Genomic DNA, 13,461 nt, shown 5'->3' with positions numbered 1-13,461 from the left:
GCTGCCAGCTGGCAGCCGTCTTTTTTAACGCAGTTCAGGCCCGTAACAGCAAATGGATATAACGGCCAACCGAGGCATAAGGCTCCTGCCGGTTATACTGCAGCTCCAGCGCTTCTAACTCAGCATAATGACTCTGCTGTTGACTGCGATCGCGCAAATAATCATGAAAGCAACGCACCCCGGTTTTACTCAGTAATGCAAAGCCCGCCTGCTGACACCACTGCAACACCTGCTGTGGTGGCAAGGGCTGCTGCGGATTCAGCCGTACCGGCTTTTTTGCTTTTAACCCGGCCTGCACATAGGCAAAGTTACCGTAAATGATATTACTTAAACGATGCGCATCCTGGTTATAAAACATCAGCGATACTATGCCGCCCGGCTGCACCAGTTGCCGTAACTGGCTAATCGCGGCTTCTGGTTCGGCTAGCCATTCCAGCACTGCATGACACAGCACCAGCGGGTAAGCTTGCCCGCCAAGCCGCTGCGGTAAGTCTTGCAGTGAACTCTGACTGATCTGTAACTGCGCGCTCAGCCCCTGATTCTTTGCCTCTTCTGCCGCCAGTTGCAGCATCTCAGCCGAAATATCAGTCAGATGCAGTTGATGTCCCAGCGCCGCCAACTTAAGTGCCAACTGGCCCTGGCCACCGCCGACATCGAGAATGGCGGTTGGCGTAGCGAGCTCTGCTAGTTCCAGCAAATCACGCAGCAATACGGCCTGGCGAATTTTGCCCTTGGTAGTCTGATAAATATTGCTGGCAAAGCGGCTGGCCAGGTTATCAAAATTACGATCTTTTAATGGCTTAGATTGGCTCATAGTGGCGTTTGCTAAAGCATCTGGTTAGGCCGGCTTTAAGCCGGATTAGGAATATCGATAAAGTGGACGCTGAGGCCAAGTTCAGCCGCCAGGTATTCGCCCAGCGCTTTAATGCCATAGCGCTCAGTGGCATGATGGCCGGCGGCGATAAAATGGATCCCAAGCTCACGCGCGACATGAATGGTTTGCTCCGACACTTCGCCGGTAACAAATAATTGCGCCCCGGCCGCCGCCGCTTGTTCAATATAGCCCTGGCCGCCACCGGTACACCAGGCAATAGTGCGGATCTCGCCAATACCGGCATCTTCGAGCAAGACCTCACGTTGCAGCTGCTGGCTAAGCGTTGCCGCAAGCTGCTGTAACGACGCAGGCGCTGGCAACTGCCCCATTTGCAGCACGCCGGCAGGTTCAGCCGTTAACACCGGCTGCGGCGCCGAGATCCCCAGCAGTGCGCCAAGCTGAGCGTTATTACCCAGCTGTGGATGCACATCCAGTGGCAAGTGATAGGCCAGTAAATTGATATCGTGTTTCAGTAACGTAGCCAGACGCTGCTTTTTCATCCCCACCACCGGCATTGCTTCGTTTTTCCAGAAATAGCCATGGTGCACCAGCACCGCATCGGCGTTGAGCGCCACCGCCTGCTCCAGCAGGGCCTGACTGGCGGTCACGCCGGTCACTACCGTACGGATCCTTTCGCGCCCTTCTACCTGCAAGCCATTTGGGCAATAATCTTTAATGCGGGCACTGCCGAGTTTTTCATCAATAAAAGCGACGAGTTGCTGCCGTGTAATCATGTTGAAACCCTGTTTTTTGCGGTGATCCACAGCCCCATATAATGGCTGCTGCGATAAGCATGTGATTGTAACATCAGGCCGGTAAAATTGCGTTGCCGCCGCGCACTGGTTTGTCCGGCACTGGCATTTAGTAAAGGCGCTAATTGTTGCCAAACCCGGCTGGCCTGCTCAGCGCCAAAGCGCTGCTGCAGGATCTGATAGCCCTGCTGCTGTGCTGCCAGCCAGGGCGTTTCATCCTGATATAGAGCCACGGCGGCCTGACAAAACGCCTCCACATTATCGGCAACAGCGCCGCCCCAGCCTGCGCCAGCCTGCATGCCCTCGGCGCCAATGCTAGTGGTGACACTGGGAGTGCCGCATTGCATCGCTTCGAGCAATTTACCTTTTAACCCGGCGCCAAATTGCAGCGGCGCCAGACAAAGCCGCGCCTGTTGCATCACCGCTACCGCGTCCGCAGCCCAGCCTTTCACCAAAAATCCGTCGCGGGCATTATGCAATGCCGTGGCTTTAGGCGGCGGATAGGCGCCGTAAATATGTAACTCGGCCTGCGGTAAGGCCTTACGGATCTGGGGCCAGAGTTGTTGTTTCAGCCAGAGTACTGCCTGCCAGTTCGGGGCATGGCGAAAATTACCGATACTGATAAAGTGTGTGCGCTCAGCAAAAGCCGGCACTGCTGGCACCACGGCAGCATGCCAGAACGGGCAGTAACAGAGCAGTTCAGCCGGTACCCGGTAATGTTGCTGCAGCAGCTGCATCTCATAATAGGAAATCACCAGTGTCAGGTCACAGCGATAAATGGCAGCAATTTCCCGCAGCGCCAGCTCGTTATTTAGCCGCTCCACCGCTACCTCTTTCGCCACCAGCGCGTCCCCGGCTTTAACGGCGTCGTGCCTTGCCTGACGGAGCGCATGTAAATCTTCCATATCCAGTAGGCGCAGGGCATCCGGACAACTTGCAGCGACCCGCCAGCCAAACTGTTCTTCCAGCATAAAACGGTCAAATAACACCGCCTGCGGGTTCACTTCTTTCAGCCACTGGTCAAAGCTATCGCAATTTAGAGCAATGCGCTGCTCGCTGACACCAATGGCCGGTAAATCCACCCGATGCGGCCCGGGCTCAGCCGCGCTGGCAAAGCACACTCGCCAGCCTTGCAGCTGAAACAGCTGAATTAAACTCAGCATCCGGCTGCCCGCCGCGGAAGACGCCGGCTCAGGCCAGACATAGCCGATAACTACTAATAAAGGCATAAAGACTCCGTCTATAAGGGGGGACATTCAGGGTGAGATTACGAGTGGTCATTTAATAACCATACTCATTCCAGCTTCAAGCACCGCATCCAAATAAGCCTCATTCATCAATGCCTGACGCTGCTTTCTTCTGATACTCATTTTTCGCTTCTCAGCGCGTAACATATTCAAACCAAAGTGTCGCATCGTGGCAAGATTAGTCGCTGCATTACCACGATATATCTGGCAAGCATCCTCACCTAAGCTTACATCCAGCACCCAGTGTAACTGGTTTTCGATACTCCAATGCTCGCGAACTGCGCTGGCTAGCCGCTCGGCACTAAGAACGGCTGAGCTGATAAAATAACGCTGTTCTAATACGGCTCGCTTGTGCTTTTCCACCCGGTAAGTCGTTGCCATGCCAAGGGTTGTCAGCCCTGGCCACGCAGCTTTGAGTTTTTCCGGTAATTCACTGGCATCACATACCTGGAATTCACGGTACTCCAAGCGCCCACGGTTCTTTTCTAGTGACTGCGCGGCAGTATCTTTGTGCGCTTTACCCGCAAAGGCTTGTTTTACGGCATCATGCAGCTGTCCTTGGTTGCCTTTAACCGTCAACAGGTAGTCGGCTTCTTTATCTACTATCTGCTGCGCTATCTCTTTCTGGCATCCCATGGCATCCAAACTGACCAAGCATCCTTTAAGCTCCAGCAAGTTAAGTAGCTGAGGTATCGCCGTAATTTCGTTGCTCTTCTCGTCCGTTTTAACCTGGCCCATTACCACGCCATTGGCACTGGCAAAAGCGCTAACCATATGAATAGAAGAGCAGCGGTCTTCGCGGTTGTAAGAGCTGCGCAACGTTTTGCCGTCAATCGCTACCACCTGACCATCAGTAAGCTCTGTACAAGCCTGCATCCAACTGGCAAAGCAACGCTGTAAAGCTTCGCTGTCCAGCAATGACATCACCCGTGCGATAGTGTCGTGTACCGGCAAGCCCAGTTTGAAAAAACCATGTTCTTGCAACCAGTCAAAGCGGTTTTCACCGAAATCTTCAATATCTTCCCAGCCCTCACAGCCTGCGATAACGGCACACAGCGTTAAAAATACCACGTCAAACAAGGGGTAAACGACCTTAGATGCTTGCCTTGGGTCTTCTAATTCTGAAAAGTGCTCTGCAAAAATATCGATGTTCATAAACTGGCTCCGCGTAAAAGCCAGTATCTGATCACAACGGAAGATCGCGGTCAATCAGTTATGTTAAAGTGCGCGTTAAATGTTCGTGATCTTGCCCTGGGGGGACATTCTACTGGCTTTGTTTTGAAAAATCCTTGCGCGTGCGCCTTTATTTACAGTTATACCGTCGCCATTTCCCGACAACGGGGTTTCGCTTTGTGCTGGCTTTCCGTAGAATCCCGCTATCTTTTTTGCATTATTTTCCAATGGAGTGCTCTGATGTCAGAGGTTAAACACAGCAAACTGCTTATTCTGGGCTCTGGCCCTGCCGGTTACACTGCCGCCGTTTACGCGGCCCGCGCCAACTTACAACCGGTACTGGTAACCGGGATGCAGCAAGGCGGTCAGCTAACCACCACCACCGAAGTTGAAAACTGGCCCGGTGATGCGCACGGTTTAACTGGCCCGGCGCTGATGGATCGGATGCGTGAGCATGCTGAAACCTTTAATACCGAAATCGTGTTTGACCATATTCATACCGTTAACCTGCAACAGCGGCCCTTTATCCTGACTGGCGACAACGGCCAGTACAGCTGTGATGCGCTGATTATCGCCACCGGCGCTTCCGCCAAATATCTGGGCTTAGAATCAGAACAGGCGTATAGCGGCCGTGGTGTGTCAGCTTGTGCCACCTGTGACGGTTTCTTCTACCGCAATCAGAAAGTTGCGGTAGTCGGTGGTGGTAATACTGCGGTGGAAGAAGCGCTGTATTTATCCAATATCGCGGCCGAAGTGCATCTGGTGCACCGCCGTGACAGCTTTAAAGCCGAGAAAATTCTGATTGACCGCTTAATGGCTAAAGTCGCCAGCGGCAATATTATCCTGCATACCCACCGCGAGCTGGATGAAGTGCTGGGTGATGAGATGGGCGTGACCGGTGTGCGGTTAAAATCGACTCAAGGCGAAGCGGCAAAAGAGCTGGCACTGCAAGGCGTCTTTATCGCCATCGGCCACAAACCCAATACCGATATTTTTGCCGGTCAGCTGGAAATGAATGGTGGTTATTTGAAAGTGCAAAGCGGCACTGAAGGCAATGCCACTCAGACCAGCATCGCCGGGGTGTTCGCTGCCGGTGATGTGGCAGACCATATCTACCGTCAGGCCATTACCTCAGCCGGCTCCGGTTGTATGGCAGCGCTGGATGCCGAGCGCTATCTGGACGCCCTGGGTAAATAACAGCCTATGAAGCCGCAACATGCGGCTTCAGCTTGCCCGCGCCCTGTCTGATGCCTATCTATCTGCCGGAGCTGTTAGCAGATGAACTCTGGTTCCCGCCCGTGCAACAGGCGCTGCGGGAGCCCGATGGTTTGCTGGCGATGGGCGGTGATCTCTCGGTCTCACGCCTGCAGCTGGCCTATCAAAGCGGCATCTTTCCATGGTTTTCTGAAGGCGATCCACTACTCTGGTGGAGCCCTGCTATCCGCGCCGTCTTTGCGCCCGATACGCTTAGCTTAAACCGTACCTTGCGCAAGCAATTACGCCGCGACGGTTTAACCGTAACGCTAAATCAGGCATTTGCTGCAGTGATCAGCAAGTGTGCCGAACCCCGGCCCAGTCAGGCGCAAACCTGGATCCTACCACCGATGCAGCAAGCCTATCTGGCGCTGCATCAGCAAGGCCTGGCGCACAGTGTCGAGGTCTGGCAAGGCAAGCAACTGGTCGGTGGCTTATATGGCGTGCAGCTGGGTCAGCTGTTTTGCGGTGAATCGATGTTTAACCGCATTGATAATGGCGCTAAGTTTGCGTTGATAGCGCTGCAACAACATTTGCAGCGCTATGCCCCCGGCTGGATTGACTGTCAGTTACCTAACCCGTTCTTACTGAAACTTGGCGCCACTACCCTGTCCCGGCGCGACTACCTGCCGCTGATTGCAACCTTAATCAAGACACCTGCACCGGCAGAGCATTGGCGAAGCCAGCCGCTGCTACTGGAGCCTGGGCATGACTGAGCAGAGCTTGCAGTTTGGCCTGACCCCACCTGCCGCCTGTAGCTACCTGAGTTCGCAACAAGAGCAACTGGCGGTATTGCTCAGTCCACAGCCAATGGACGCCAGTTTATATCAGTTGCTGATAAAACATAATTTCCGCCGCAGCGGTGATCAACTGTACCGGCCACATTGCCCCAGCTGTCACGCCTGCCAATCACTGAGGATCCCGCTGCCAGATTTTACGCCAAGCAGCAGCCAGCGGCGCCTGCTCAGCAAAGCCGCGCGCAGCGGCTGGCAGTATCAGCTAAGCAAGGTGCCCGATTCAGTGGCTGAGCGACAACAATTATTTGCGTTATTTGCCGACTATATTGCTTTTAAGCATCCGGATGGGGTGATGCATCCGGCAACGCAGGAACAACTGGACTCCCTGCTAAACAGTAAATGGCAGCCGATCAGCTTGCTGCAGTTGTATCAGGCCGGGGTGTTACAGGCCGTGATGGTGGTGGATGAACTCGCCGGTGCTTATTCAGCGGTGTACACCTTTTTTGCCCGGCAGGCAGAGTCTTTCTCTCCCGGTAAGTTGGCCATCCTGTATCTGCTACAACTGGCGGCACAGCAGCAGCTGGACTATGTCTACCTCGGCTATCAGGTCGATGGCTGTCGCAAAATGGCCTATAAGCAGGAATTTCTGCCGCATCAGCGCTATTTCGATGGCGGCTGGCACTCATTTGCTTAAAAAAGCGCTTGCTGCTTTACTTATCGGTGGCTTTTCGGCACAATCTGCGCTGTTTTTCCAAAGGCACCACATTTTATTAGAGGCGAGTACGCTGAATGGCGAAAGAAGATGTAATTGAAATGCAAGGTACCATCCTGGATACCCTGCCAAACACCATGTTCAAAGTTGAGCTGGAAAACGGTCACGTAGTGATCGCGCATATTTCTGGCAAAATGCGTAAAAACTATATCCGCATTTTAACCGGTGATAAGGTTACCGTAGAACTGACGCCTTATGATCTGACCAAGGGCCGGATCGTGTTCCGCCAGCGTTAAGCAGCCTAAGTCTGCACGAAATGCCGACTTAGTGCTTTTCGTCGCCAGCTAAAGGCAAACCCGGCATAGCCGGGTTTTTGCGTTTTAGTCCACACCTGTTCGCCGGTGAGTGGCTTATTAACCCGGCTGCGCCTCGGTCGCTGCGGTTTTACTGGTCTGATAATGGAATTCCAGTTTATCCGCTACCAGCTCCACCCGCACATCGCCACCCTCAGTTAGCACCCCAAACAGGATTTCATTAGCCAAAGGCTTTTTCAGTTGTTCCTGGATCACTCTTGCCATCGGCCGAGCGCCCATCGCCTGATCATATCCCTTGGCTGCCAGCCAGTGCCGGGCTTCACTACTGAGTTCCAATGACACCTGTTTCTTATCCAGTTGTACCTGCAGTTCGCAGATAAACTTATCAACGATTTGCAGAATAATCTCCTGATCCAGATGTTGAAACCAGATAATGCCATCCAGCCGGTTACGGAATTCCGGACTAAAGGTTTTATTGATTTCGCTGAGCGCATCATGGCTATGATCCTGCTGTTTAAAACCAATCGACTTGCGCACCGTTTCCTGCACCCCGGCATTGGTGGTCATCACCAGGATCACATTTCGGAAATCAATCTTGCGACCGTTATTATCGGTCAGGGTACCGTGATCCATCACCTGCAACAGGATATTGTAGATATCCGAGTGTGCCTTTTCGATTTCATCCAGCAGCACTACCGAATACGGATGCTTGGAGACCGCATCAGTCAGCAAGCCGCCCTGCTCAAAACCGACATAGCCCGGTGGCGCACCAATTAAACGGCTCACCGCATGCCGCTCCATATATTCCGACATATCAAAGCGCAGCAGCTCTACGCCCATCACCTTGGCCAGCTGTTTGGTCACTTCGGTTTTCCCAACCCCGGTAGGCCCGGCAAACAGGAAGCTGCCGATGGGTTTTTCCTCGTTACCCAAGCCTGAACGCGATAAGCGGATCGCCGCCGTTAGCGCTTCAATGGGTGCATTCTGGCCAAAGACCACCAGTTTCAGATTACGATCCAGATTGGCCAGCACTTCTTTATCCGAAGCGGAGACTGACTTCTCCGGAATACGGGCGATCTTAGCAATCACCTGCTCAATTTCCGCGACGTTAATTACTTTTTTGCGCTTCGATGCCGGTAACAGCCGCTGTGAAGCACCGGCCTCATCAATCACATCGATGGCTTTATCCGGTAAATGCCGCTCACTGATATATTTTGCCGACAGTTCAGCAGCAGCGCGCAGTGCTTTCTGCGTGTATTTCACATTATGGTGCTGCTCATAGCGTTCTTTTAAGCCCAGCAGAATGCGGGTGGTATCTTCGACACTGGGCTCTACCACATCGATTTTCTGGAAGCGCCGTACCAGTGCGGTATCTTTTTCGAAGATATTTTTAAATTCCTGATAGGTGGTCGACCCCATACAGCGCAAGCGGCCGCTCGACAACAACGGCTTAATCAGATTCGAGGCGTCCATCACACCGCCCGAGGCCGCACCGGCACCAATCACGGTATGGATCTCATCAATAAACAGGATGGCATTTTTCTCGCGCTCAATTTCTTTTAACAGCGACTTTAAGCGCTTTTCAAAATCGCCACGGTACTTGGTACCAGCCAGCAAGGCGCCCATATCCAGCGAGTAGATGGTGGCATCAGCAATCACTTCCGGCACTTGCTGCTGTACGATGCGCCAGGCCAGACCTTCAGCAATGGCCGTTTTGCCGACGCCGGCTTCGCCGACTAACAGCGGGTTATTTTTCTTCCGCCGGCATAGTACCTGCACCGCCCGCTCTACTTCAGTATCGCGGCCAATCAGCGGATCGATCAGGCCATTTTTCGCCTGCACATTCAGGTTAGCAGTAAAGTTTTCCAGGTAACGGTGCTCTTCTGCGCTCTGCTCGCCAATCTCTTCCTGCTGGCTATCATCATGCTGTTCCAGCTTTTCAGTTTTGGTAATGCCGTGCGAAATGTAGTTCACCACATCCAGCCGGGTGATATCGATTTTTTTCAGCAGATAAACCGCTTGCGATTCCTGCTCAGAGAAGATCGCCACCAGCACATTGGCGCCATTGACTTCCGACTTACCTGAGGATTGCACATGAAAGACCGCGCGCTGTAGCACGCGCTGAAAGCCCAGTGTCGGCTGCGTATCGCGCTCCAGCTCTCCCTCCGGCAGCACCGGTGTGGTGGAGTCGATAAAGCTGGCCAACTCCTGGCGCAGCTTATCCAGATTAGCACCGCAGGACTTGAGCGCCGCGCCCGCGGAAGGGTTATCCAGTAAGGCCAATAACAGATGTTCAACCGTCATAAATTCATGCCGGCGTTCGCGCGCAAACCTGAATGCCATATTCAGCGTTAACTCAAGATCTTTATTTAACATACATCACTCCTAATCCACCTGAGTTAGAGACATCCTTGGCTACAGCCCCGGGATGCCAACGGTTTTAAGCGCGTTCCATGGTACAGAGCAACGGATGCTGATGCTCCTTGGCATAGGTCATCACTTGCTGCACCTTGGTTTCGGCAATTTCGGCAGTAAAAACCCCACAAACCGCGCTGCCTTCATAATGTACTTTCAGCATAATTTCGGTGGCTCTTTCATACTGCATATTAAAGAACCGGCTCAGTACATCGATGACAAAGTCCATTGGGGTATAGTCATCATTATGCAAAATCACCTTATACATGGGTGGCGGTGCCAACCGCTGCCGGGTGAGTTCTGCGATATCATCGAAATGTACGTTGGGATTCTGCTTACCGCTCATAAGTTAACTATAGCCATCCGAGCGCCATCCAGCAAAGGCGCGTGTTATTAAAATTGCGTAAAGGTTTTAGCTTATTTTTGCAAATACCTTGACTGTTTGCTCAAATTATCTACATTAAATAACGGGGCCAGTTCCGGCTCCTGCTCAGTGCTTCACTAGCATACAGAATATAGCTAACTTAGAGAAGGAAGTAAGTAGTATGGCTACCGGTAAAGTGAAATGGTTCAATAATGCCAAAGGATTTGGATTTATCCGGGAAGACGGACGTGACGAAGATATCTTCGCCCATTATTCAACCATTAACATGGATGGCTACCGCACGCTGAAAGCGGGCCAGGACGTGGTATTCGACTTGTCTGAGGGCCCCAAAGGCTTACACGCTGTCAATATCAAGCTGCCCGGCGTTGACGAATAGCACAGCGGACCTGAAAACAAAAAAGCAGGCGGCGCCTGCTTTTTTGTTGTCCTGAGCTTGCTGTGTTATTACACAGCACAAGATATCTTTGCAGCCCGCCCCCGGCTGTAGCCGGATAGCGGGCCGCTCACCGCTATTACAGTGCTGCCAGCGCCGCGTTTAAGGTTGCGCTTGGCCGCATCGCTGCAGCCACTTTGGCCTGATCCGGACGGTAATAACCGCCGATATCCACTGCCTTACCCTGCACGCCATTTAACTCCGCCAGGATTTGCTGTTCGCTGGCTTCCAGCGTATCCGCCAGTTTAGCAAAGCGTGCTGCCAGTGCACTGTCAGCCTGTTGTTTTGCCATGGCGCGGGCCCAGTACATCGCCAGATAGAAGTGGCTACCACGGTTATCCAGCTCGCCGGCTTTACGACGTGGTGATTTGTCGTTGTCCAGGAATAAGGCTGTCGCCTGATCCAGGGTATCGGCCAGGATCTGGGCCACCTTGTTACCGGCAACCTGAGACAGATGCTCCAGTGAGGCCGCCAAGGCCAGGAACTCACCCAGTGAATCCCAGCGCAGATGGTTTTCATCAACAAACTGCTCGACGTGCTTAGGTGCTGAACCACCGGCGCCAGTTTCGAACAAGCCGCCACCGTTCATCAGTGGCACGATAGACAACATCTTGGCGCTGGTACCCAGCTCCAGGATTGGGAACAGGTCAGTCAGATAGTCGCGTAGCACGTTACCGGTTACAGAGATGGTATCCAGACCTTGCTTCATCCGCGCCAGCGTATGACGGGTGGCATCAACCGGCGACATAATCTGCAGATCCAGACCAGTGGTATCGTGCTCTTTTAAGTAACTTTGTACTTTCTTAATCAGCTCAGCATCATGGGCGCGGGCGCTATCCAGCCAGAATACTGCTGGCGTGTTGCTTAAACGGGCGCGGTTAACGGCCAGTTTCACCCAGTCACGGATAGGGGCATCTTTTACCTGACACATGCGCCAGATATCGCCAGCTTCGACCTGATGGCTAAATACCACTTCACCTTTGCTGTTGGTCACCACTACGGTACCGGCGGTCGGGATTTCGAAGGTTTTATCGTGTGAACCGTATTCTTCGGCTTTTTGCGCCATTAAGCCAACGTTCGGTACTGAGCCCATGGTACGCGGGTCGAAAGCACCGTTCTTCTTACAGAATTCGATCGTTTCCTGATAGACACCGGCATAGCAACGATCCGGGATCACGGCTTTGGTATCATGTAACTGACCATCCGGGCCCCACATCTGACCGGAGCTGCGGATCATCGCTGGCATAGACGCATCGATAATCACATCGCTTGGTACATGCAGGTTGGTAATGCCTTTATCGGAGTTCACCATCGCCATCGCAGGCTTGCTGGCATACAGCGCCTTGATATCAGCCACTATGGCTTCCTGCTCGGCTTGTGGCAGTTGCGGCAGCTTGGCATACAGATCGCCAATACCGTTGTTCACATCCACGCCCAGCTTGTCAAAGGTGGCGGCATATTTAGCGAAGATTTCTTTGTAGAACACTTTTACCGCATGACCGAACATGATGGGATCTGATACCTTCATCATGGTGGCTTTTAAATGCAGCGAGAACAGTACGCCCTGCGCTTTCGCGCTTTCTACTTCAGCGGCATAGAAGTCACGCAGCGCTTTAACGCTCATAAAGGTGGCATCGACCACTTCACCCGCCAGCACCGCGACTTTTTCTTTTAATACTTTAACGCTGCCATCGGCCTGCTGCAGGCTGATTTTCAGCACATCATCAGCAGCCATGGTAGCGGATTGCTCAGAGCCATAAAAATCGCCGGCCGTCATATGGGCGACATGAGACTTGGAGCTGCTGCTCCAGGCACCCATGCTGTGCGGGTTTTTACGGGCATATTGTTTAACTGAAGCCGGTGCGCGACGATCAGAGTTACCTTCACGTAATACCGGGTTTACCGCCGAGCCTTTGATTTTGTCGTAGCGCGCTTTAACATCGCGTTCCTGCTCGGTTTTTGGCTCTTCCGGATAATCCGGCAGCGCATAACCCTGGGTCTGTAATTCTTTAATCGCCGCTTTCATTTGCGGAATAGAGGCACTGATATTTGGCAGCTTGATAATGTTGGCATCCGGCTGTTTCGCCAGCTCGCCCAGCTCAGCCAGATCGTCGTTGATGCGCTGTTCAGCAGTTAAAAACTCCGGAAAGCTCGCAATAATACGGCCAGACAGGGAAATATCACGGGTTTCAACGGCTACACCGGCCGCGGCAGAAAAGGCCTCAATAATCGGCAATAACGACTGAGTCGCCAGCGCTGGCGCTTCATCGGTAATGGTGTAAATAATTTTTGCACTTTCTTTCGACATGTTAGTTCCTGTATTGTTAGCGCCGGATCGCCATGACAAGGCCATCGCCACCCGTGTGTGGAAATTGTTTAAAACGCAGCCAAACGAAGCCCGCTGAGTATATCAGCATCAGGGCGAATAAAACAGGCAGCGCACATCCAGCGGCACACCACCCGGTTAAACGGCAGCTTGGCGCCGCGGCGTTTAAATATTACGGTCAACATCAGATGCAGAGATCAGGCGTGAATGCTCAGAAACGGCCGACCCGGCCAAAACATAAGGCTTTTTCAGCAAAAAACAATAGGACTAAGGTAGAAAATCCGCTATTGGTACTCTTTAATAAGCCCTACGATGTATTAAGCCAGTTTACCGACAACAGCACACCGCCGCGCCAGACACTGGCTGATTTTTTAGCCATTCCGGATATCTATGCTGCCGGCCGGCTGGATCGGGACAGTGAAGGCCTGCTGCTGTTAACCAACTGCGGTAAGACCCAGCAAAAAATCGCCGATCCGGCCTTTAAAGCACCGAAAACCTACTGGGTGCAGGTCGAGGGGCAAATTACCGAACAGGCTCTGGCACAGCTGCGTCAGGGTGTACAACTTAACGACGGCATGACGCTACCGGCCCAGGCTGAGCTTTTGGCGGAACCCGAACTCTGGCCGCGGCAGCCGCCGGTTCGCTATCGGGCCAATATTCCGACCAGTTGGCTGGCCCTGACTATTCACGAAGGTCGTAACCGTCAGGTGCGGCGAATGACAGCCGCAGTTGGCTTCCCTACCCTGCGTTTAGTGCGGGTTAGGATTGGCGACTGGCAACTGGACGATCTGGCGCCGGGGCAGTATCGTAGTATCAATTTGTAATCCGCACTGACGCGG

General features: G+C 53.0%; 13 protein-coding genes. 6 read left to right on the top strand and 7 right to left on the bottom strand.

Features of this window, described 5'->3' with window-relative positions; all coding sequences use genetic code 11:
* Nucleotides 1–34 precede the first annotated feature (34 nt).
* Genes AEST_RS15690 through AEST_RS15675 form a run of 4 tightly spaced genes read right to left on the bottom strand, consistent with a single transcriptional unit; the run spans nucleotide 35 to nucleotide 4,028 of the window.
* Nucleotides 35–814, bottom strand: a complete 780-nt coding sequence (locus AEST_RS15690; protein WP_008610222.1) for a methyltransferase domain-containing protein — start codon at nucleotides 812–814, stop codon at nucleotides 35–37.
* 35 nt (nucleotides 815–849) lie between these two features.
* Nucleotides 850–1,608 carry a Nif3-like dinuclear metal center hexameric protein gene (locus AEST_RS15685; protein WP_008610221.1) on the bottom strand — a complete coding sequence of 253 codons (759 nt, stop codon included), beginning with the start codon at nucleotides 1,606–1,608 and terminating at the stop codon, nucleotides 850–852.
* Nucleotides 1,605–2,855 carry a glycosyltransferase gene (locus AEST_RS15680; protein ID WP_008610220.1) on the bottom strand — a complete coding sequence of 417 codons (1,251 nt, stop codon included), beginning with the start codon at nucleotides 2,853–2,855 and terminating at the stop codon, nucleotides 1,605–1,607. Before AEST_RS15680 ends, AEST_RS15685 begins: the two co-directional genes overlap by 4 nt.
* Before the next feature lie 48 nt (nucleotides 2,856–2,903).
* Complete coding sequence (locus tag AEST_RS15675) at nucleotides 2,904–4,028, bottom strand: ISAs1 family transposase (protein WP_008606797.1); 1,125 nt, start codon at nucleotides 4,026–4,028, stop codon at nucleotides 2,904–2,906.
* Nucleotides 4,029–4,286: 258 nt separating this feature from the next.
* Between AEST_RS15675 and trxB the strand changes: the two genes are divergently transcribed.
* From trxB to infA, 4 genes are all read left to right on the top strand, one after another.
* On the top strand, nucleotides 4,287–5,243 hold the full coding sequence (gene trxB / locus AEST_RS15670; protein WP_008610219.1) for a thioredoxin-disulfide reductase: 957 nt from the start codon (nucleotides 4,287–4,289) through the stop codon (nucleotides 5,241–5,243).
* Nucleotides 5,244–5,293: 50 nt separating this feature from the next.
* The gene (gene aat, locus AEST_RS15665) at nucleotides 5,294–6,016 is read left to right on the top strand and encodes a leucyl/phenylalanyl-tRNA--protein transferase (RefSeq protein ID WP_008610218.1); all 723 of its coding nucleotides are present in this window, start codon (nucleotides 5,294–5,296) and stop codon (nucleotides 6,014–6,016) included.
* Nucleotides 6,009–6,731: an aspartate/glutamate leucyltransferase gene (locus AEST_RS15660; protein ID WP_008610217.1), complete on the top strand. Its 723-nt coding sequence runs from the start codon at nucleotides 6,009–6,011 to the stop codon at nucleotides 6,729–6,731. Before aat ends, AEST_RS15660 begins: the two co-directional genes overlap by 8 nt.
* A gap of 95 nt (nucleotides 6,732–6,826) precedes the next feature.
* The gene (infA, locus tag AEST_RS15655; RefSeq protein ID WP_008610216.1) at nucleotides 6,827–7,045 is read left to right on the top strand and encodes a translation initiation factor IF-1; all 219 of its coding nucleotides are present in this window, start codon (nucleotides 6,827–6,829) and stop codon (nucleotides 7,043–7,045) included.
* A gap of 117 nt (nucleotides 7,046–7,162) precedes the next feature.
* Here the strand turns inward: infA and clpA are convergent, their stop codons facing one another.
* Both clpA and clpS read right to left on the bottom strand, forming a co-directional pair.
* A complete protein-coding gene (gene clpA / locus AEST_RS15650) occupies nucleotides 7,163–9,439 on the bottom strand; it encodes an ATP-dependent Clp protease ATP-binding subunit ClpA (protein WP_008610213.1) in 2,277 nt (758 codons plus the stop codon).
* Between the two features lie 64 nt (nucleotides 9,440–9,503).
* The gene (gene clpS / locus AEST_RS15645) at nucleotides 9,504–9,824 is read right to left on the bottom strand and encodes an ATP-dependent Clp protease adapter ClpS (RefSeq protein WP_008610212.1); all 321 of its coding nucleotides are present in this window, start codon (nucleotides 9,822–9,824) and stop codon (nucleotides 9,504–9,506) included.
* 199 nt (nucleotides 9,825–10,023) lie between these two features.
* Here clpS and cspD point away from each other — a divergent pair, with 199 nt between their 5' ends.
* Nucleotides 10,024–10,239 (top strand): cold shock domain-containing protein CspD, encoded by a 216-nt coding sequence (cspD, locus tag AEST_RS15640; RefSeq protein ID WP_008610211.1) that lies wholly within the window; start codon nucleotides 10,024–10,026, stop codon nucleotides 10,237–10,239.
* Nucleotides 10,240–10,375: 136 nt separating this feature from the next.
* Here the strand turns inward: cspD and AEST_RS15635 are convergent, their stop codons facing one another.
* The gene (locus tag AEST_RS15635) at nucleotides 10,376–12,604 is read right to left on the bottom strand and encodes an NADP-dependent isocitrate dehydrogenase (protein WP_008610210.1); all 2,229 of its coding nucleotides are present in this window, start codon (nucleotides 12,602–12,604) and stop codon (nucleotides 10,376–10,378) included.
* Nucleotides 12,605–12,825: 221 nt separating this feature from the next.
* Here AEST_RS15635 and AEST_RS15630 point away from each other — a divergent pair, with 221 nt between their 5' ends.
* Complete coding sequence (locus tag AEST_RS15630; RefSeq protein WP_008610208.1) at nucleotides 12,826–13,446, top strand: rRNA large subunit pseudouridine synthase E; 621 nt, start codon at nucleotides 12,826–12,828, stop codon at nucleotides 13,444–13,446.
* The last annotated feature ends 15 nt before the right edge of the window (nucleotides 13,447–13,461 follow it).

It is taken from the genome of Alishewanella aestuarii B11, from assembly GCF_000280055.1.
GTDB classification, from domain to species: domain Bacteria; phylum Pseudomonadota; class Gammaproteobacteria; order Enterobacterales; family Alteromonadaceae; genus Alishewanella; species Alishewanella aestuarii.
The sequence above is the reverse complement of the archived record's forward strand: the minus strand, read 5'-3'. Positions and strand labels throughout refer to the sequence as shown.

What these genes read in the sequence shown, in the direction of transcription:
- AEST_RS15685 (WP_008610221.1), bottom strand. Translation starts at nt 1,608, where the DNA reads ATGATTACACGGCAGCAACTCGTCGCTTTTATTGATGAAAAACTCGGC.
- infA (WP_008610216.1), top strand. Translation starts at nt 6,827, where the DNA reads ATGGCGAAAGAAGATGTAATTGAAATGCAAGGTACCATCCTGGATACC.
- clpA (WP_008610213.1), bottom strand. Translation starts at nt 9,439, where the DNA reads ATGTTAAATAAAGATCTTGAGTTAACGCTGAATATGGCATTCAGGTTT.
- AEST_RS15690 (WP_008610222.1), bottom strand. Translation starts at nt 814, where the DNA reads ATGAGCCAATCTAAGCCATTAAAAGATCGTAATTTTGATAACCTGGCC.
- trxB (WP_008610219.1), top strand. Translation starts at nt 4,287, where the DNA reads ATGTCAGAGGTTAAACACAGCAAACTGCTTATTCTGGGCTCTGGCCCT.
- cspD (WP_008610211.1), top strand. Translation starts at nt 10,024, where the DNA reads ATGGCTACCGGTAAAGTGAAATGGTTCAATAATGCCAAAGGATTTGGA.
- aat (WP_008610218.1), top strand. Translation starts at nt 5,294, where the DNA reads ATGCCTATCTATCTGCCGGAGCTGTTAGCAGATGAACTCTGGTTCCCG.
- AEST_RS15635 (WP_008610210.1), bottom strand. Translation starts at nt 12,604, where the DNA reads ATGTCGAAAGAAAGTGCAAAAATTATTTACACCATTACCGATGAAGCG.
- AEST_RS15660 (WP_008610217.1), top strand. Translation starts at nt 6,009, where the DNA reads ATGACTGAGCAGAGCTTGCAGTTTGGCCTGACCCCACCTGCCGCCTGT.
- clpS (WP_008610212.1), bottom strand. Translation starts at nt 9,824, where the DNA reads ATGAGCGGTAAGCAGAATCCCAACGTACATTTCGATGATATCGCAGAA.
- AEST_RS15680 (WP_008610220.1), bottom strand. Translation starts at nt 2,855, where the DNA reads ATGCCTTTATTAGTAGTTATCGGCTATGTCTGGCCTGAGCCGGCGTCT.
- AEST_RS15675 (WP_008606797.1), bottom strand. Translation starts at nt 4,028, where the DNA reads ATGAACATCGATATTTTTGCAGAGCACTTTTCAGAATTAGAAGACCCA.